Raw genomic sequence first — 19,157 nt, forward strand, 5'->3', positions numbered from 1 at the left:
GCCGACCTCGACGACCTGCCCACCCGTTGACGTTTTAGGTCTGACCATTCTATTGTGAGTCAGTTCCCCACAGGAGGCGAGATGTTCCCCGACCAACTCGCGGTGGAAATCAGGCTCTCCGACACGAGAGCCGAAGGCGGGTCGCTGCGTGATCTGGTCGCGACCATCTCGGCCGTCTCCGACACCGTGGCTTATCTGATCGACCCCGACGAGCGCATCGTGGCGAGCTCCGTCCCCACCGGACGCGAGGCATCGATCCCGCGGCTCGGACGCCTCCTCGCGGCCATCGGGTCCCAGGGCGAACCACCGATCTCCGCCACGGTGCTGCCCCGTGACCGACGACTTCCCCTGCGGCGCCACGTCATCGCACCGGTCGCGCACGACGGGCACCTCTTTGCCTATCTGGTCCTCGCCTGCGACGACCCCGACGACTCGTCTGAGGACCTCGTCTGGATCGCCGACCGCGCCACGATCCATGTGCGCGGGGAGTACCTTGCCCAGCGCCGGCTGGCCCGCGTGGCGTGGAACGCGCGCACCAACCTGGGCCGCCAGATGGTACGCAGCACGACGTACGACGCGGACCTGCGTGCGTGCGCCGAGTACCTCGGCGTCGACCTGGCCGCCGACCGCGTGGTGGTGTTCGTGCTCGAACGCGGGCGTTCCTCCGGGTCGACCGTCGACGCGGGCCGCCTCTCCGACCTGGTCGCCAAGGACTTGGCGGTGGAGATACTCCCGATCCGCGGTTCGGAGGGCGTGCTGCTTGCAGTCAAGGTTCCCGAGGACTCCGCCCATGCGCCGTTCCTCGACCGCATCAAGGGCGCCGTCATCGACGGGCTGGAGCGCATGGGGGACGAACAGGCCGTTGCCGGCTTGTCGTCGGTGACCAGGCCGGGGCAACTCCGCCGCGCCTACCGTGAGGCGCGCGAAGTGGCCCGGTGCCTCGACCGCTACGGCTCCCCCGACACCAGGGCAGTGGGCTGCGACGAGCTGGGCCCCGCCCGGCTGTTCGTCGCCAACAGCGACGAGAACTCCGTGCGCATCTACGTGCATGACGTGGTCGGCCCGCTGCTCGAGGGCGGCGAGGCGATGCGCATGCTCCTGAAGACCCTGCAGGTCTTCTTCGAGTCGGGACGCAGCATCCGGGACTCTGCCACAGTCCTGCAGGTGCACGAGAACACCGTGCGCCATCGCCTGTCCCGGGTGCATGACCTGACCGGGCTCGACGTCGCGTCGACCCCCAATGACCAGTTGAGCGTGCAGACTGCCCTCCTCGTGCTCCGCCTGCAGGGCCACCACGCCGTTCCAGGGTTCGGTCGTGGCACCGAATCGACGCTGCGAACACTCGCCTGAAGGCTCTTGGCACAGCCCTGGGCTGAACGGGTTGTGGGTTACTCCAACCGCCGTCCGGCCGTGAACCCACGATTCCTTGACCCCCTTCTCGCCCCGTTCCTACATTCCGGTATCGCCCAGGCCATGTGACCTGCGCCACCGGAACCAAGGAGAGCTCATGTCCATGAACCCCACCCGCCGCCTGTCCCGGCTCATCGTGCCGGGCGCCATCGGTGTCCTGCTGGCCGCGACTGGTTGTGCCGGTCCGTCCGCCGGTGACTCCGATGCCGTTCAGGTCGGTCTGCTGGCCAATCTCTCGGGCCCGGCTGCCACGTCGTTCGGGGTTCCTTTCCAGCACGGCTTCGAGCTCGCCCTGCAGCAAGCCAAGGCCGCCTTCGACGACGCCGACGTGAAGGTGGAGATCCAGACACAGGACGCCAAGTCGGAGGTCACCTCGGCTGTCACCGGCTACAACAAGCTGCGCCAGGCCGGCGCACCGATTGTCATCAACGACTCCCAGAGCCCGCTCGGCCAGGCAGTCGCGCCACTGGCCAACGACGACAAGATCGCCTTCCTCTCCGGTGCCGGCAGCGAGCTGGAGAACAAGGACGGCTTCGCCTTCCGCTTCACCGACCTCGGCACCCCGACGACGGCGATGGGCCAGTACCTCACCGAGCACGGCGCCAAGCGAGTCGGCGTCATCGTGGCCAGCGACAACCCCTCCTTCGCCACCCTCGCTGACACCACGGAGAAGGGCCTCCCCGGCGGGTTCGACTCCCGACAGGAAGTGGCTTCCACCGACACCGACTTCTCGGCGGTACTGGCCAACCTTCGCGACGACGACGTCGACGCGGTCGTGCTGTCCGTCCTCCCGGCCCAAGCCGGCAACCTGATGCTGCAGATGGACCAGTCCGGCGGCTTCGACGACGTGATGCGGGCCGGAACGGTCGCCATCAGCAGCGAGACCTACACCGTCGCCGAAGACGCTGCCGACGACTTCGTCTTCCCGCAGGTCTGGGCGCCGGGCATGCAGGGCGGGTCATCGTTCGAAAAGGCGTACGCCGACAAGTACGACGAGTCCCCCACGGCGTACAGCGCCCTGGGCTACCAGGTCGGCTGGACCGTCGCGGCGGCCATCCTGGCTGCTGACGAGGACGGCGACGTCGACGGCGCGTCCCTCCGCGATGCGATCCCCGCGGCGTCGACGAGCGACCTGGTCGCGGAGCACAGCATCCTCTCCCTGGAACTCACCAAGGACGGCGCCGCCGTCTCTGAGGGTGTGATGGCGAGCTTCGCCGACGACGGCTCCATGCAGGTCGCGGGCAACTGACATGGACTTCTGGCTGCAGCAGACGGTGAACGGCATCGTGCTCGGAAGCGTCTACGCGCTCTATGCATCAGGCTTCGGCCTGGTCATGGCCAGCCTGCGGATCTTCCACGTGGCCCACGCCGCCGTCTTCACCTGGGGAGCCGTCGTGGCGTGGGACCTCACCACGCGACTCGGATGGCCCCTGCTCGCGACGCTCCCCGTGGTGATGCTGGCGGCCGGACTGCTCAATGTCGCCGCCTACTTCCTGCTGATCCGCCATCTGCTCAAGCGGCAGGACGCCGAGCTCGCAGCCTTCATCTCCAGCATGGGCGGGCTGATCATCCTGGTCGAGGTGGCCCACCACCTGCTCGACGGTGCGGTCGAGCGGATGCCCGCCGGGGTCTTCCCGGTCAGCCCGCTCGAACTGGGGCCCGTGCGGATCACCACGCTCCACGCCACCATGGTGGTCGTCTCGATCGGGCTGATCGCACTGCTCGCCTGGGGCATGGCGCACACCCAGGCAGGCCGCGAGGTCCGCACCGTGGCTGCTGATCGCGAGACGGCCTCCCTGCTCGGCATCAACGTCGACCGGGTCAGTGCCGGCGTCTTCTTCGCCTCGGGAGCGCTTGCCGGTCTGGCCGCCGCAATGGTGGCAACGGCGTTCAACGTGGTCAGTGCCGACCTGGGATCCGGTTACCTGGTGATCGCCCTTGCGGCGATGGTGGTCGGCGGGTTCGGCTCCGTCGCTGGCGCCCTCGCCGGCGGGTTGCTGATCGGTGTCGCATCGACGTACGCCACGGGCTACCTGGACAGTTCCTACCGGGACCTGGTCGTCTTCGCCCTCCTGCTGGGCTTCCTGGTGGTCCGGCCCACGGGCCTGTTCCACACCCGCTCCGAGCTGGCGAGGGTCTGAGCCATGGACGACTTCCTCTCCCTCTTCGGCGTCTACGACTTCGCCGTCCGTGACGCGCTCGTCCTGGTGCTGGTCGCGCTCGCCCTCTACGTCCTGCTCAGCGCGGGAATCTTCGCCGTGCCGCAGGTCGGCCTGATGGCGATCGGGTCCTACGGCTCGGCGATCCTCTCGGTCGACATGGGAGTGCCTGTCGCCCTGGCGGTACCAGCAGCAGCCGTCATTGCGGGCGCGGTCGGCGTACTTCTGGCGACCCTGGTCGCCCGACTCAACGGGATCTACCTGGCCATCGCCAGCATCGCGTTCTCCGAGGTGGTCCGGGTCGCGGTGCTCAACGTCCCGCTCACCGGAGGCTCCCAGGGCAAGGTGGGGATCTCCCGCGAGGTGACCGACCTGTGGATCTGTGGGGCCGTCCTGCTGGCCACCGTCGCCCTGGTGTGGCTGCGCCGCTCCCGGCACGGTCTGGTGATCTCGGCCATGCGCGTCGACACCCTGATGGCCCAGCACCAGGGCATCAACGTGGTGCGCGTCCGCACGCTGCTCTTCGGCCTCTCCGGTCTGCTGTCGGGCACGGCCGGCGCCCTCCAGGCGCACACCGCTGGATTCATAGACCCGGGTCAGTTCAACTTCGACCTGCTCACCAAGCTCCTGGCGGTTGTCGTGATCGGCGGCATGACGTTCGTGGGTGGCTCGTTCGTCGGCGCCCTGGTCATCTTCGGCCTGCCTTTCACCCTCGAGGGCTTCGCCGAGTACCAGGTGCTGGTCAACGGGCTGATCATCGTGCTCGTGGTTGCCTTCGCCCCCGGCGGCATCCTCGGCGTGCTGTCACGGCTCCTGGCCCGGCTCCGTCGGTCCGACGCACCCGGTGAGGCCGGATCGCCCGTGGTGCCGGGGCCCGGGGACGCTCCCGCCGGAATCGGCCCGGTCGCCCTGGACGCCGACGACGTGCGCGTCACCTTCGGCGGTGTCCACGCACTCGACGGAGTCAGGCTCACCGTCGGACAAGGTGAAGTGCTCGGCGTGATCGGGCCGAACGGGTCCGGCAAGACCACGCTCATCAACGCCCTGTCGGGCGCCTACACCCCGAGCTCGGGCACGGGCGCAGTGGACGGCGTACCCCTGGCACTGCTGTGGGGCCGGCCGCACCTCCTGGCCCGCGCCGGCATCGCCCGCACGTTCCAGACCATTCGTCTGATGGACGACAAGTCGGTCGCCGCCAACGTCGCCCTCGGGTTCCCGCCCCAGGTCCCACGCCGATCGGAGGCCACCCGCGAACTGCTCGTCCGTATGGGGCTGGACCAGATCTCGGGAGTGCCGGCGGGCGAGCTGCCCTACGGCGTACGCCGGCAGGTGGAGATCGCCCGGGCCCTGGCCCGGAACCCGCGGGTGCTCCTGCTCGACGAGCCCACGGCAGGGATGAGCCCGACGGAACGCGAGGGCGTGTTCACCGCGGTCGACGCCGCTCGGCGCCATGGCCTGGCCGTGGTGCTGGTCGAACACGACGTCGCGATGATGCGGCGCTTCTGCGACCGGCTGATGGTTCTCGACTTCGGCCGTGTCCTGGCCGAGGGCTCACCCGACGACGTGCTCGACTCGAAGGAGGTCATCGATGCCTACATCGGTTCCGGCGCTCTCGCTTGAGGGAGTGAGCGTCTCCTACGGCCACGTGCGGGCGGTGACGGACGTGTCCTTCACCGCCCACCCCGGGCGCGTGGTGGCCCTGCTCGGCCCCAACGGCGCAGGCAAGTCCACCCTGCTGCGGGCGATCTGCAACCAGGCCACCAAGGTCTCCGGGCGGGTCACCCTGTTCGGGGCGGACATCTCGACGACACGCACCCACCGCATCACCCATCGTGGCGTCGCACTGGTGCCCGAAGGCCGTCGGGTCATCGCACCTTTGACCGTGCAGGAGAACCTGCAGGTCGCGGCCGGTGGCGCTCGACGGCTGGAGCCACGCGACCGCACGGCGGCCATCGAACGCGTCTACCACCTGTTCCCACCACTTCAACGGCTGCGGGACCGACCCTCGGCACTGCTCTCCGGGGGCGAGCAACAGATGGTCGCCATCGGTCGCGCGCTCGTCGCACGACCCGACGTGCTGCTCCTCGACGAGCCCAGCATGGGCCTGGCCCCGGTGATGGTCGAGACCATCTACGGCTTCCTGAAGGAGCACGGCGCCACCCTCGGGGAGACCGCCGTCGTGCTCGCCGAGCAGAACCGCTCCGCCCTGGCCGTCGCCGACGAGGTCGTCGTGCTCTCCCGCGGGCGCGTCGTCCATGCGGGGCCGGCCAGCTCCCTGCCCGAAGACGTGCTGACCGAGGCCTATCTCGGGTCGGCCACCCCCGAACCACCCGTGCCCGCCTCGAGCGGCGCCAACTGAGGAGACAAGATGATCACCGACGCTGATTCCGAGTTCCACCCCCGCGACCCGAACGACCGGACGTGGACCGAGACGATGTTCGTCCCGTTCTCGATCCCCGAGCACAACATCTTCGGCAACGTCTACGTGCTGGCACGCCCCAATGCCGGAGTCGCGACATCCTCGATCCTGGTCGGCCAGGGCTTCTGCCACCAGCCCTATGAGATCGACTTCACCGATCCGCAGGTTCACCTGCCGTGCCCCAAGTCGTTCCGCAAGTTCGACCTGCCCAACGGGCTGAGCGTGAACACGCCCAACCCGAAGGAGTACGACGCCACCTACCGCAACGTGCTCGGCGCATGCTCCTTCGACCTGTCGTTCCGTGCCCTCCACGAGCCGTTCGATCCGGGCGACCCCGACCAGAACCCGCTCCTGGAGAAGGACCGCTCCACCGGCGACACCCGCCACGGCGACGAGTGGGAGAACGGGCACTTCGAGGTCAAGGGCCACATCACCGGTGAGCTCGAGCTGCGCGGCAAGAAGTACACCATCGACTGCTATGACGGCATGGACCACAGCTGGGGCCCTCGCCTGGAGACCGGTACGCGGTCCGTCGCATGGGTCTCGGTGAACTTCGGCCCCGAGCTCGCCATGCACCTGGCCGTGCTGATCTCGATCAACGCCGGCAAGGTCACCTATGAACGCCTGCGGTTCGGGTTCGTCAGCCGCAACGGCGAGGTCCGACCGATCGTGGCAGCCGAGATCACCGCAGAGCACACCAGCATGCTGGCGATCAGCAACCACATCGTGGCCACCGACGACCGGGGTGAGACCTACGAGTTCTTCGGCGCCGCCATCTCCAGCCACCCGTGGCACAGCTTCAACCCCTCGCACGTGGCCTACCAGGGCATGTTCCGCTATCACTGGGGCGACAAGGTCGGCTATGGCGAGATGGCCGACATCTATGGCCTCGACTACCTGGCCGAACGCATGTCGAAGCACGGCCGTCACCGTGGCCTGGCCGGACAGGAGATGGCATGACGGCGTCAATGGACGAGACGGAACCCGCGAACCAGACGGGGCCTGACCACGACCCCGGTGTGGACCTCATCTGGGACGTCGACTTCGACGTACGCGACGCCCCGTCGGCGGCCTTCATCGACGAGGTGCGACGCACGTTCCCCACCGAACCCGAGATCGACCGGACCCTCACCCGCAAGATGCACCACCGGTCGGGGCCCGCCTACCAACGGCCCTCCCTCGAAGAGCTCGCGAAGCATCTGGAGACCTTCTTGCGCCATGAGCTCGGCGACGTCGAGTTCGAGGTGGTGGACCTGCACTGGTTCACCGGCGGGGTCTCCAAGATCCAGGTCGGCTTCGTGCTCGAACGCCGCGAGCCCGACGGGTCGACGCGGTCGGACCACATGGTGGTGCGGATGGATCCCTCTGAGGGCTCCAACGCCACCAGTCGGGCCCGGGAGTTCGAGCTGCTGCGCCTGCTCAAGGGCACGGTCCCCGTCCCGGAGACGTACTTCATCGATGCCGAGGGAGAGTTCTTCCCCGAGCCAGCGCTGATCTACGCCTTCGCCGAAGGCGTGACCAAGCCCCGGGTCGCGACGACCGGGAAGATCAGCGGGTTGGGCACGAACTTCGGTGACCACCGCAGGCTCCTGGCCCCGCAGTACCTCCAGCACCTCTCGGCGATCCACAACGCCGACTTCCGCGGTCACGAGTTCAGCACCCTCGCCGTCCCCGAGGCAGGCACCACCCAGGCCGCCGAGTGGGCGGTCAACCACGCCCTGCGTTGCTGGGAGGAGGACCGTGGGGAGGACAGCCCGCTGATGGAGGTGGCCGCCCGCTGGTTGCGCCGCAACCTGCCGACCCTCGACGTCGCCAGCGTGGTCCACGGGGACTTCCGCAGCGGCAACTTCCTGTTCGACGAGGACAGCGGCCGGATCAACGCCTGGCTCGACTGGGAGCGCGGACTCATCGGCGATCGTCACCGAGACCTCGCCTGGATCACGCTCCCGACCATGGGCCACTACGACGCCGAGGGCACCTACTGGGTCTGCGGCCTGGTTCCCCTCGACGAGTTCTTCACGACGTACGAGGAGGTGTCGGGTCTGACCGTCGATCCGGAGCGCCTGCGGTTCTACCAGGTCCTGTGCTGCTTCTCGATCATCGTGTCCACGATGGCCTCGAGCTATCGCATCGCGCGGCTCGGCAAGTCGCACCAAGACATCCTGCTCACCCGGGTCGAGGGCATGGTCCCGGTGATCTCCCGCGTGCTGATCGATCTGCTCAAGGAGCCAGTCACATGAAGGACCACAGCGAGAACACCCTCCGCGCCGCGATCAAGTCCCTGCGGGACACGGTCACCCCGGCGGTCGACCCGAGCGACCCCCAGGCCGCCGAGCAGCTCCGGCTGACCATCGACTTCCTGGAGTTCCTGCGCACCAGGCTGTACGACGTCCACGCCCGGCACCGCTACGAGCTCGAGCACCAGATGGTCGTCGCGCGATCCCTCCTCAAGGACGCCCACCAGGTCTCCGACCGGGTCGGAGACGCCATGATCCGTGCGCTCAGCACGGCCGCCGCCGCGCATGCAGACGCGGCTACCCACACCCGGGACCTGCAGGCGGCCTCGGATTCCCTGTGGGGCAGCGTCCGGACCCTCGTGCGCGAGGCCGCAGCGGCTCCCGAGGCAGTGCAGGAACGGATCAGCACCAGCATCCTGTCCGGGATGGAGCCGCTGGTCGAGCTGGAGAGCGCGTGGTATCTCCCGTTCGGGTTCGAACCGGATCCGGAATCGGTGACACCGCTCGCCGACCTGTGGTCCACACCGAGCGGTACGGCGTCTTGAGGATTCTGGTCACCAACGACGACGGGATTCGGGAACCCGGTCTGATCGCACTCGCCGGAGAACTGACCCGGGCCGGGCACGAGGTGCACGTGCTCGGGCCGGCGCGCGAGCGCAGCGGCAGTTCCGCCGGGTTCGCCACCGTGGTCGACCACGCCCGGATCCCGATCGAACCGGTGGTGCTGGACGGCCTGCCCGGCATCACCGCCCGAGCCATCGACGCCCCGCCGGCGCTGGCCGTCAAGGCGGCGTGCGCCGGCGCCTTCGACTGGACGCCGGAGCTCGTGGTCTCGGGAATCAACCCGGGGTTCAACACCGGCCGGATGGTCCTGCATTCGGGCACGGTCGGAGCGGCCCTGACCGCTGTCAGCCACGACGTCCCCGGTCTCGCCGTGAGTACGGCCAGGGCCGACGCCGACGGCTTCGCCACCGCCGCCGTACTGGCCGCCTGGCTCGTCGAACTGGCAGAGGCCGAGTCCCTGCCGCCGATCGCGCTGAACCTGAACGTCCCGGCCCTGCCCCTGGCAGAGCTCGACGGGATCAGCGCAGCTTCATTCTCGGACACCTCGGTGAGCGACGTCGGGTTCGTCCTGGAAGGGGACGCGTTCGTCGTCCATCGTTGGCAGAACCAGCCGCCGTTCACGCCCGGGACTGACGCCGCACACCTGCACGCGGGTTGGGCCACACTGAGCGCCGTCTCGCCGCCTTGGGCATCCGCCGGCCCGGTCGATGCCCTTGCCGACGCCCTGTGCAAACGCTGGATCGACACGGTCAGGTCATGACGTGACGACGACGCCCCTGTCCACCGACGCGGGCACGCAGGGGCGTCGTCCGCGCGCAGCAGACATCCTCAGCGGCCCGGACCGAGGCCAGCCACGAAGGCCCGGATCTCTTGGGCGAACAACTCCGGGACCTCGGCGGCCGCGAAGTGGCCGCCACGATCCTGCTCGCTCCAGTAGGTCAACCCGCGGTAACGCCTGGCCACAGCCTTACGGGGCGGACGGATGAACTCGTGCGGGAAGACGGTGACGCCTGTCGGCACGTCGACGTACGTCGCCCGGTCGAGCCCGACCGCTTCCCGATAGAGGCGGGCCGAGGACGCAGCGGTGCCGGTCAACCAGTAGGTCGAGACCACGTCGAGCATCGTGTCGTCATCAAGCAGGCAGTGCCCGTCCTGATCGACGCCTGACCAATCCTTGAGCTTCTCCACTATCCAGGCACACTGACCCACCGGAGAATCGGCGAGCGAGTAGCCGATGGTCTGCGGCCGGGTGCGTTGGAGCAGGTTGTAGCCGTGGCCGTGCCTGCGGAATCGGCCCTCGCGCTCGACACCCGCCAGCTGAAGCTCTGACGCGCCGTCCTCATCGCCCTCCTCGCAGGCAGCCATGGGCATCGTCAGGTGCACCCCGAGCAGGCGGTCGGCGTGGCGTACGCCGAGCTCGGTGGTCACCATCGCACCCCAGTCGCCACCCTGAGCGATGAACCGGGAGTAGCCCAGGGCCTCCATCAGAGCGACCCAGGCATCGGCGGTGTGCTCGACACCCCAACCGGACCCGGTCGGCTTCCCGCTCCAGCCGTAGCCGGGCAAGGACGGACAGACCACATGGAAGGCCTGGCCCTGCTCGGGCTCAGTCAACAGCTCGATGACGTCGAGGAACTCGAAGCAGGTGCTGGGCCAACCATGCGTGAGCACCAGCGGCACGGCATCGGGATCACTGGACCGCACGTGGACGGCGTGGATGTCGAGCCCGTCGATCTCCACCAGCACCTGCGGCACCGAGGCAATGCGGGAGGCGTAGCGCTCCCAGTCGTAACCGTCCTGCCAGTGGGCCACCAGCCGTTTCATCTCGTCCAACGGCGGGCCCTGGGCCCAGTCGGACTCGGTGGCCGCTTCAGGCCACCGGGTCCGGCTCAATCGGAGTCGCAGGTCAGTGACCTGTTCCGGGTCGAGGCTCGGTGTGAAGGGCCGCGGCTCAGCCATGGCCAGTCAGACCAGCGTCGGCACGTAGGAGTACGACGACGAGCGGGTCAGCGCGAACTCGAAGATGCCCGAGCCGTTCACGCCGTCCAGCGTGAACGACGCGAGCCGGTCGGTGAGCGACGAGTCCACGGTGCGCTGGGTGACCGAACCGTCGAGCGGCCAGGTCTCCCCCTCGACGTGGTCGACGCCCAGCGCCTCGCCGTGGTGGCCGCCGTACCCGGCGCCGGCCATCAGCCCGCCACCACCAGAGGCATCGGTCTCGATCGGCAGCACGTCGCCGGACGCGGTGGTCACCTGCACCAGTCCCGACTTGAGGTCGAGCTGGTCGTCGAAGACAAGGTCGTGCTTGACGTCGGTGATCTCGTCGAGCCGGCCGTCGGTGTGCATCACCGCGCCCTCCAGGAGCAGCCGTGAGCCGTCGCGGCCCTCGACCAGCAGGAAGCCGACGGAGCGATCCGGGAACTGCGCCTGGTACCAGATGTGCAGGCCCTGGCCGCCCTGCATCGTGCGTACGCCGCGGGAGCGGTCGCGCTGGCTGTACCACTGTTCGACGCGCTGTTCCTCGCCGTCGATGGTGACCGTGCCGTCGGCGTACCCCGACTGGAAGAGGTGCGCGAAGGAGGTGGTCTCACCCTTCGGGTTGGTGACGTCGATGTCGCCCCACCAGGCCGGCGTGCGCGCGTGCCACGTGAGGTCGAAGGTCAGGCCGGTCGGGTTGTCGGCGAGCTTCAGACGCCAGGTCGTGTTGGGCTCGACCACCTCGTAGGAGAAGGGCCCGCACGTGTCCCAGGACGTCGCCGAGAGCTCGGTCGAGTAGCGGGCGTTGCGCTGCTCGGTGTCCGTGCTCAGCTGGGCGAAGCCGTCGACGGTGTCGCGCAGCGGGTGCAGGCCCAGGCCGACGATGATGGAGGGTCGGGAGCCGTCGGTCCGGTGGAAGTTGAAGACGAACCGGTCGAAGAACTTCTCGGGCAGGCCGTCCAGCTCGTCGGGCGTGACGATCGGGTCGTGGAACGGCTCGTTGGATCGGTTGGTCATCTCAGTCCTCCGGTGGAGCAGGGGCAGGGGGCAGTCCGGCGGTGTGGTGGGCGGCATCGAGGAACGACTGCACGAGGGCCTGGTCGGCGTAGTAGTCGTCGCCGACGCCGCGCGCAGCCCGTCGGCGGCCGTATTCGTAGAGCACGGCGAGCTTCCACAGGGCCAGCGCGGTGTACCAGTCGAGCTCACCGAGGTCGGCACCGGTGCGATCCGCGTAGCGGGCAGCAAGCTCCTTGCGGGTCGGGTAGCCGTCCTCGAGCATGGCCGTGCCCAGCTCCTCGGTCGGAGTCAGCGGCTCCTCCGGGTCGGGCACACTGCTCAGGAAGTAGCCGAGGTCGAACAGGGGGTCACCGATGGTGGCCAGCTCCCAGTCGAGCACCGCCTTGATCTCGCCGGGCCGGTCCGCGTCGAGCACGACGTTGCCGATGCGGAAGTCGTTGTGCACGATCGCCGCGCCCGACTCGGCCGGGACATGCACCTGCAGCCAGGCGTCGATCTCCGCGAAGTGCGGCGGCGGCTTCCCGTCGTCGTCGGCCACCAGGCGCGCCATCCGCTTGAGGTGGCGGGCGTTGAACCCCTCGGGCTTGCCGATGTCGGTGAGCCCGGCGGCCCGCCAGTCGACGGCGTGCAGGTCGGCCAGCGTGTCGACCAGGGTCTCGCCGATCCGGCGCCGCACCTCAGGAGTGTCGAGGGGTGCCGGGGACTCGGTGGTGACGACCGGACCGGCGGCGAAGCTCATCACGTAGAAGTGCACGTCGATGACCTCATCGGCCTCTGCAGTGGCCAGGACATCGGCGACCGGGACCGGCGTTCCCGCCAGAGCCCCGACCAGCCGGGCCTCGCGCAACATGTCGTGGGCACCCGGCGGGGTCGGCGGTGGCGGCGGACGGCGTACGACGACCTGGCGTCCGGTGCTGTCGGAGACCAGGTAGGTGAGGTTGGAGTGGCCGTCACCGATGCGCTGCGTGGTCACCTCACCCGAGGTCAGGCCTCGCTTCTCGAGGAAGGCGGCGAGTCGGCCGCGCTCCTCGACGGACCAGTCCCAGTCGCTCATCGCGTCCTCACTCCCCGGTGAAGCGGGGTGCCCGCTTCTCCTTGAACGCGGCCAGCGCCTCGGGCATGTCCGTGGTGCGCGACATCAGCGCCTGGCCGCGGTTCTCGAGCTCGATCGCCGCGGCGTACGACGTGATCTCCTGGTTGCGCTGGATCGCTCGCTTGGACATACGGACTCCACCGGGCGAGTTCTGCGCGATCATCCGGGCCATTGCCAGGGCCTCGTCGAAGAGGTCCTCGGAGGGTACGACGCGGTTGACCAGCCCGATCCGCTCGGCCTCGTCGGCCTTCACGATGCGTGCGGTGTAGCCGATCTCGGCTGCCTTCGCAGGGCCGATCAGGCGGCTCAGGTTGTACGACGTGCCGAGCTCGCCCATCGACAACCCGACCTTCACGAAGGCGGCGCTGAACTTGGCCGTCGGCGCGGCAAGCCTGATGTCGGCGGCCAGGGCGAGGGCCAGCCCGCCACCGGTCGCCGGTCCGTGGATCGCGGCGATCACCGGGAACGGCAGGTGCCTGATGCCCTGGATGCCACCCGTGGCGATCTCCTGGAACTTGAGGAACTCACGCACGCCCATCTCGGTGATCCGGTGGATCTCGTCGAGGTCGAAGCCTGCGCAGAAGGCGCGGTCACCCGTGGCGGTCAGGATGAGGGCGCGCAGGGGCGCGTCGCGCAAGGCGAACGCGGCCTCGCCGTACTCACTGAACATCCGGATCGTCTGGCTGTTCATCCGGTCGGGTCGGTTGATCCGCAGGACGCCGATGTCTCCCTCGAGGACCTCGAAGGTCAGCTCCTGGAGGGGCGGGAAGTCCACGGCCACGGTTGCCTGCTGGGGTCGGTCGGTCACGGTCATCTCACTCACTCCCCCGTGAAGACGGGCTGGCGCTGTTCCTTGAAGGCCGCGAGGGCCTCGGGCATGTCCGATCCGCGGGTCAGGAGCGCCTGGCCACGGTTCTCGAGCTCGAGCGCGGCGGCGTACGAGCCGACCTCCATGTTCGCCTGCAGCGCACGCTTGGAGAGCTGCACTCCCCCGGGGCTGTTCGAGACGATCTGGGCGGCCAGCGCGAGGGCGTCGTCCAGCAGCTCGTCGTCCTTGCTGATCGAGTTCACAAGGCCGATCCGCTCGGCTTCCTCCGCCTCGACGATGCGGCCGGTGAACGCGATGTCGCTGGTCACCGCCGGCCCGACGAGCCGGGTGAGCAACCAGGATGTGCCGAGGTCGCCGGCCGACAGGCCGATGCGGACGAACGCGGCGTTGAACTTCGCGGCCGGCGTGCCGATCCGGATGTCTGCCTGCAGGGCGAGCGCCAGGCCGCCTCCGGCAGCAGCTCCGTTGACGGCGGCGATGACCGGCACCCGCATGGACCGTACGGCGACCAGGGCCCGGGCAGCACGTTCCTGCTGGTTGAGCATGCCCATGGCACCCAGGCTCGAGAGGTGCTCGGCGTCGGCCAGGTCGTAGCCGGCGCAGAACGCCTTGCCGGCACCGGTCAACACGACGGCTCGGAGGCTGTCCTCGTCGTCGAGGTCGAGCGCCATCCGCTCGAGCTCGGCGAACATCTGGTTGGTCATCGCGTTGTAGCGGTCGGGCCGGTCCAGCGTCACGACGACGACGCCGGGACTGACCTCCTGCAACCGCAGGGTCTCGTAGGACCTCTCGAGGCTCTTCATCTTCTGAGGCTCTCCTTGTGGGTACTCGTGTTGTCGGTGGATGGGGGATCCGTCTGGGCGATCGCACCGGACCGGGTCCACTTCTCGATGCGGTCATGGGGCACTCCCCAGGCGGCAAGCGCCTCGAGGGTGTGCTCGCCGGGCGCGGCCGGAGGACCGTCCACCTCGGCGGGGGTGCGGCTGAACCTGGGCTGGGGCGAGGGCTGGGTGATGCCCGCGACGTCGACAAAGGTTCCGCGCGCCACGTTGTGCGGGTGCTCCCACGACTCCTCGACCTCGAGCATCGCCGAGACGCAGCCACGGCCGTCGGCCCGGTCGACCCACTCGTCGCGCGGCCGGGTGCGTACGGCGTCCGCAAACACCTTCTTCATCTCGGGCCAGCGGGCGCGGTCGTTCTGGTCCGGGAGACTGGCCGGGTCGATGTCGAGGATCTCCAGGAGCTCGGCGTAGAAGTGCGCCTCCATGGCCGCAACCGCGAGCCACTTCCCGTCCGCGGTCTCGTAGACGTCGTAGAAAGGCGCCCCCGAGTCGACGATGTTCGCGCCCCGCGTGGTCTCCCAGGTGCCACCGCTGACGAAGCCGTGGAAGGCGGCGCCGAGCAAGGCCGAGCCGTCGACCATGGCGGCGTCGACCACCTGGCCCGTGCCGGAACGCTGCGCCTCCCACACCGCGGAGACGACGCCGAGGGCGAGGACCAGCCCACCCCCACCGAAGTCACCGACCAGGCTGAGCGGCGGTGTCGGCGGTTGGTCGGGACGCCCGATCAGGGCGAGCACGCCGCTCTGTGCGACGTAGTTGAGGTCGTGCCCGACGGCCTGGGCCATCGGTCCGTCCTGGCCGTAGCCCGTCATCCGCCCGTAGACCAGGCGCTCGTTGACGGCGGCACAGTCGTCCGGCCCGATGCCGAGTCGTTCGGTGACGCCGGGTCGGAACCCCTCGATCAGGACGTCCGCGTCGCGCACGAGCTCGAGGACGACGTCGCGTCCCTCGGGGTGCTTGAGGTCGACGGCGATCGACCGCCTGCCGCGGTGCATCACCTCGGTGCGGAAGTCGGCGTTCGGGCCCACCAGCGCGGCACCGCTCGTGCGGTCCACGCGGATGACGTCGGCGCCGAGATCGGCGAGCAGCATGGCGCAGAACGGGCCCGGCCCGATGCTCCCGATCTCGACCACCTTCAGGCCCGCCAGCGGACCTGTGAACGATCGTTTCGTCATGTCACCAGCCTACGCGATGTGTCAATGGTCAGTCCATAACTCGCGGCATGCGGAGTGGGGACCTCTCCACCTGCAGTGCTGAGTGCTGAAGTGGTTGCCTGGACGACCACTTCAGCCCTCAACCCGCCTACAGCGCGATCAGTTCCTGGACGGCCCGGTCCTCGAGCTGCGACACCGGGCCGTCGCCGACCAGGCGGCCGCTGCGCAACGCGAGGTAGCGGTCGGCGAGCTTCTGGATCATCCCGATGTGCTGCTCGACGAGGAGCAGCGCCGTCCCCCGTGAGCGGATCTCCTTGAGCGCCTCGATGATGCCGTCGATGATCACCGGGGCGAGGCCCTCGGTCGGCTCGTCGAGCATCAGCAGCGCCGGCTCGGCCATCAGGGCACGACCGATCGCGAGCATCTGCTGCTCGCCGCCACTGAGCGACGTGCCGGAGCGCTTCTTGCCACGGGCCAGGTTGGGGAACAGGTCGTAGATCGCCGGCAGCGTCCAGGTGCCCTTGCGGCCCGAGGCGCGGCCGAGCATCAGGTTCTCCTCGACCGTCAGGTTGCTGAAGATCCGCTTGCCCTGCGGGACCAGCGAGACGCCGCGCGACGTCGGCACGTGTGCGCGACCGGAGACCTTCTTGCCGCCCACCAGGATGTCGCCCTTCACACTCGGTACGCCGTAGACCGACATCAGGGTGGTCGACTTGCCGGCGCCATTGCGGCCCACCAGGCCGACCGTCTCGCCCTCGTTGATGGCGAACGAGATCTCCTGCAGGATGACCGCCCCGCCGTACGCCGCCGACACGTCGCGGAACTCGAGAACCGGGCTGCTCATGCTGCACTCCCCAGGTAGGCGCGGATGACGTTCTTGTCGGCACGGACGGACGCCGGGTCACCGGTGGCGAGCAGCTTGCCGAGGTCGAGCACGGTGATCACGTCGCAGGTCCGGAAGACGCCCTCGACGTCGTGCTCGACCAGCAGGGCCGCAACGTTGCGCTCCTTGCAGAGGTTGCGCACGTGGTCGAGCATGCGCACCGACTCGTCGGCGACGAGACCCGCGCACGGCTCGTCAAGGAGTACGACGCGGGGCTGGCCGATCAGCGCGATGGCCAGGTCGACCGAACGCTGGGTGCCGTAGGCGATCTCGGAGCAGACCCGGTCCCGGATCTCGTCGAGGCCCAGCGTCTTCATGATCCCGTCGAGATCGGGCTCGTCGTTCTTGCGGGCCACCATCTCGAGCTGCTGGCCGACGGTCATCGAGCCGAAGACGCTGGTCCGCTGGAAGGACCGCGAGACCCCGTTGCTGCGCCGCCAGCGCGCCGACCGACGGGTGATGTCGGCCTGTTCGAGCAGCACCTTGCCCGACGAGGGCCTCTTGCGGCCGGACAGGGCGTCGATGAACGTCGACTTCCCTGCCCCATTGGGCCCGATGACGCCGTGCACGACGCCCGGCTCCAGCGTGATGTCGATGTTGTCGAGGGCGACCACGGCGCCGTACTTGACCGTCAGCCCGCGGCCTTCGAAGATGCTCATCGGCGTTCCTTTCCACGAATGCGTCGGCTGAGCTTCTGCAGGGCTCCGGTGATGCCGCCCGGCATGAAGACCAGGACCACGATCAGGGCGATTCCGGTGAGCAGGTGCAGGTTTCCGCCGAAGTTGAAGTTGGCCTGGGCGTAGACGAAGAGGAACGTCCCGAGCACCGGGCCGAGGATGATCCCGAATCCGCCGATCAGCGCGGCGATCAGTGAGTCACCGGCCTGGGTGAAGCCGAGGATCTGGGGCGAGATGTAGCCCGCGTTCAGCGCGAAGAGTGCGCCGCCCAGCGAGGCCACCGCACCGGAGAGGACGAAGGCGACGAGGCGGGGCAGGAAGGTGTTGTAGCCGGAGAAGCGCATCCGCTCCTCGTTCTCCCTGATCCCTTCCAGGGTGGTGCCGAACTTCGAGCGACCGACCATCCACAGGACGATCCCGCTGATCACCAGGGCGCTCCAGGCGAAAGGCCAGTAGAGGCCGGGGTTGATCAGGTCGGCCTGGGTCAGGCCGAGGAAGGTCATGTCGGGTTCGTAGGCGATCAGCTTGCCGTCGTGCGCGCCCGTCCAGGGACGGGCCGAGATCTGCACGCTGAGCTGGTAGAGCGCCTGCGACAGCGCCAACGTCAGCATCAGGAATCCGAAGCCGGATGCCCGCACGACGAGCACGCCCATCAACAGCGCGGTCGCGGATCCGACAAGGATCCCGAACCCGACTGCGGTGAGTGGACTCCAACCCCAGTTGGTGATTCCCACCCCGACTGCGTACGCGGAGACGCCGAAGAAGGCGCCGTGGCCGAGGCTGATCATGCCGAGGTGCCGGGCGAGGAACCCGATGCCGAGCGCCAGCATGCTGAGGATGGTGGCGTCGAGCACGAGGCTCATCCGGTAGGTGTCGGTGAGGACGTAGGGGATGGCCAGCCCGACGAGCAGGACGGCGATGCCCACGCCGAGCCCGAAGAGCATCCGGCCGGGGCGACGCTTGATGACGACTGGCTCCACCATCTCGCCGGTGATGTCGTCGGCAGGTGCGGTGGTGGTCATGAAATCCTCTTCCCGGCGAGCCCGGTGGGCCGCCACAACAGGACGATGGTCAGGGCGAGGTAGGGAACGAGCACCGCGAAGCTCGGCGACCAGACGGTGCTGAGGGTCTGGATGAGGCCGAGCCCCATGCCCGCGATCATGGCGCCGGCGATGCTGCCGATGCCGCCGACCACGACCACGATCAGCACGGTGATCAGGAAGGCATTGCCCATCCCCGGGTCGAGCGCGATGTACGGCGCGGCAAGGGTTCCGGCGAGTCCGGCGAGGGCCGAGCCGAGGCTGACCACGATGAGGCTCACCTTGTCGACGTTGATGCCCATGATCGAGGCGGTCTCGATGTCCTGGCTGGCTGCGCGGATGTGCAGGCCGACCGTGCTGAGCCGCAGCCACAGGATGAGGCCGGCCGCCAGGGCGAGGGCGATCACGATGATCGCGAGGCGATAGCTGGGGTACTCGACGCCGAAGACGGTGCTGGTGCCCTGGAGGAACTCCGGCGGCACGACCCGCAGGGTCTTCTCACCCCAGACCAGGATCACGACGCGCTCGACGATCAACGCCAGTCCGAACGTGATCAGGCCCAGCTCGATGTGCGACCGGTGCTGCAGCGGCCGGAAGAAGCACAGCTCGAGCACCACACCGATCACGGCCAGGGCGAGCGGGACGATGACGATGGCCGCGCCGAAGCTCATCCGGTCCGAGACCGAGTAGGCGATGTAGGCGCCGGACATGTAGAGCGCACCGTGGGCGAAGTTGGCCACGCCGCGCAGCCCGTAGATCATTGCCAGTCCTGAGCTGAGGACCATCAGGAGTGATCCGAGGGCCAGCCCGTTGAGCACCTGTGCTGCGTTCACGAGTTTCCTTCCATTGCGTCGGC

General features: G+C 68.7%; 19 protein-coding genes. 9 read left to right on the plus strand and 10 right to left on the minus strand.

The window, feature by feature from the left end; translation table 11 throughout:
• Window positions 1–81 precede the first annotated feature (81 nt).
• From ASH02_RS14780 to surE, 9 genes are all read left to right on the plus strand, one after another.
• Window positions 82–1,350 carry a PucR family transcriptional regulator gene (locus ASH02_RS14780; RefSeq protein WP_057294989.1) on the plus strand — a complete coding sequence of 423 codons (1,269 nt, stop codon included), beginning with the start codon at window positions 82–84 and terminating at the stop codon, window positions 1,348–1,350.
• 157 nt (window positions 1,351–1,507) lie between these two features.
• Window positions 1,508–2,659 (plus strand): ABC transporter substrate-binding protein, encoded by a 1,152-nt coding sequence (locus ASH02_RS14785; protein WP_057294990.1) that lies wholly within the window; start codon window positions 1,508–1,510, stop codon window positions 2,657–2,659.
• Window position 2,660: 1 nt separating this feature from the next.
• A complete protein-coding gene (locus ASH02_RS14790; RefSeq protein WP_057294991.1) occupies window positions 2,661–3,551 on the plus strand; it encodes a branched-chain amino acid ABC transporter permease in 891 nt (296 codons plus the stop codon).
• Window positions 3,552–3,554: 3 nt separating this feature from the next.
• Window positions 3,555–5,189 carry a branched-chain amino acid ABC transporter ATP-binding protein/permease gene (locus tag ASH02_RS14795; protein WP_057294992.1) on the plus strand — a complete coding sequence of 545 codons (1,635 nt, stop codon included), beginning with the start codon at window positions 3,555–3,557 and terminating at the stop codon, window positions 5,187–5,189.
• Window positions 5,158–5,928 carry an ABC transporter ATP-binding protein gene (locus tag ASH02_RS14800; protein ID WP_056687813.1) on the plus strand — a complete coding sequence of 257 codons (771 nt, stop codon included), beginning with the start codon at window positions 5,158–5,160 and terminating at the stop codon, window positions 5,926–5,928. Before ASH02_RS14795 ends, ASH02_RS14800 begins: the two co-directional genes overlap by 32 nt.
• Window positions 5,929–5,937: 9 nt before the next feature.
• Window positions 5,938–6,948, plus strand: a complete 1,011-nt coding sequence (locus ASH02_RS14805; RefSeq protein WP_057294993.1) for a DUF7064 domain-containing protein — start codon at window positions 5,938–5,940, stop codon at window positions 6,946–6,948.
• Window positions 6,945–8,228 carry a phosphotransferase family protein gene (locus ASH02_RS14810; protein ID WP_200951232.1) on the plus strand — a complete coding sequence of 428 codons (1,284 nt, stop codon included), beginning with the start codon at window positions 6,945–6,947 and terminating at the stop codon, window positions 8,226–8,228. Before ASH02_RS14805 ends, ASH02_RS14810 begins: the two co-directional genes overlap by 4 nt.
• Entirely contained in the window at window positions 8,225–8,770 is a 546-nt protein-coding gene (locus ASH02_RS26410; protein WP_056890179.1) for a hypothetical protein, read from the plus strand. The genes ASH02_RS14810 and ASH02_RS26410 overlap by 4 nt, the downstream gene beginning before the upstream one ends.
• Window positions 8,767–9,549, plus strand: coding sequence for a 5'/3'-nucleotidase SurE (gene surE, locus ASH02_RS26415; RefSeq protein ID WP_162262593.1), 783 nt, complete (start codon window positions 8,767–8,769; stop codon window positions 9,547–9,549). The genes ASH02_RS26410 and surE overlap by 4 nt, the downstream gene beginning before the upstream one ends.
• A 68-nt stretch (window positions 9,550–9,617) precedes the next feature.
• Here surE and ASH02_RS14825 read toward each other — a convergent pair whose 3' ends face one another.
• The 10 genes from ASH02_RS14825 to ASH02_RS14870 form a co-directional block, all read right to left on the minus strand.
• Window positions 9,618–10,748, minus strand: a complete 1,131-nt coding sequence (locus tag ASH02_RS14825) for an epoxide hydrolase family protein (RefSeq protein WP_057294995.1) — start codon at window positions 10,746–10,748, stop codon at window positions 9,618–9,620.
• Window positions 10,749–10,754: 6 nt separating this feature from the next.
• Window positions 10,755–11,783 (minus strand): DUF7064 domain-containing protein, encoded by a 1,029-nt coding sequence (locus ASH02_RS14830; protein WP_056890182.1) that lies wholly within the window; start codon window positions 11,781–11,783, stop codon window positions 10,755–10,757.
• A gap of 1 nt (window position 11,784) precedes the next feature.
• A complete protein-coding gene (locus tag ASH02_RS14835) occupies window positions 11,785–12,837 on the minus strand; it encodes a phosphotransferase family protein (protein ID WP_056890183.1) in 1,053 nt (350 codons plus the stop codon).
• Between the two features lie 7 nt (window positions 12,838–12,844).
• Window positions 12,845–13,690: an enoyl-CoA hydratase/isomerase family protein gene (locus ASH02_RS14840; RefSeq protein WP_200959146.1), complete on the minus strand. Its 846-nt coding sequence runs from the start codon at window positions 13,688–13,690 to the stop codon at window positions 12,845–12,847.
• 5 nt (window positions 13,691–13,695) lie between these two features.
• Window positions 13,696–14,508, minus strand: a complete 813-nt coding sequence (locus ASH02_RS14845; protein ID WP_056687789.1) for an enoyl-CoA hydratase/isomerase family protein — start codon at window positions 14,506–14,508, stop codon at window positions 13,696–13,698.
• Window positions 14,505–15,722 (minus strand): CaiB/BaiF CoA transferase family protein, encoded by a 1,218-nt coding sequence (locus tag ASH02_RS14850; protein WP_056687786.1) that lies wholly within the window; start codon window positions 15,720–15,722, stop codon window positions 14,505–14,507. Before ASH02_RS14850 ends, ASH02_RS14845 begins: the two co-directional genes overlap by 4 nt.
• Before the next feature lie 127 nt (window positions 15,723–15,849).
• The gene (locus ASH02_RS14855) at window positions 15,850–16,545 is read right to left on the minus strand and encodes an ABC transporter ATP-binding protein (protein WP_057294996.1); all 696 of its coding nucleotides are present in this window, start codon (window positions 16,543–16,545) and stop codon (window positions 15,850–15,852) included.
• Entirely contained in the window at window positions 16,542–17,243 is a 702-nt protein-coding gene (locus ASH02_RS14860; RefSeq protein ID WP_056687779.1) for an ABC transporter ATP-binding protein, read from the minus strand. Before ASH02_RS14860 ends, ASH02_RS14855 begins: the two co-directional genes overlap by 4 nt.
• The gene (locus ASH02_RS14865; protein WP_056687775.1) at window positions 17,240–18,283 is read right to left on the minus strand and encodes a branched-chain amino acid ABC transporter permease; all 1,044 of its coding nucleotides are present in this window, start codon (window positions 18,281–18,283) and stop codon (window positions 17,240–17,242) included. Before ASH02_RS14865 ends, ASH02_RS14860 begins: the two co-directional genes overlap by 4 nt.
• Window positions 18,280–19,134 carry a branched-chain amino acid ABC transporter permease gene (locus ASH02_RS14870; protein ID WP_200951230.1) on the minus strand — a complete coding sequence of 285 codons (855 nt, stop codon included), beginning with the start codon at window positions 19,132–19,134 and terminating at the stop codon, window positions 18,280–18,282. Before ASH02_RS14870 ends, ASH02_RS14865 begins: the two co-directional genes overlap by 4 nt.
• Window positions 19,135–19,157 lie beyond the last annotated feature (23 nt).

The organism is Nocardioides sp. Soil796 (assembly GCF_001429525.1).
GTDB lineage: Bacteria > Actinomycetota > Actinomycetes > Propionibacteriales > Nocardioidaceae > Nocardioides.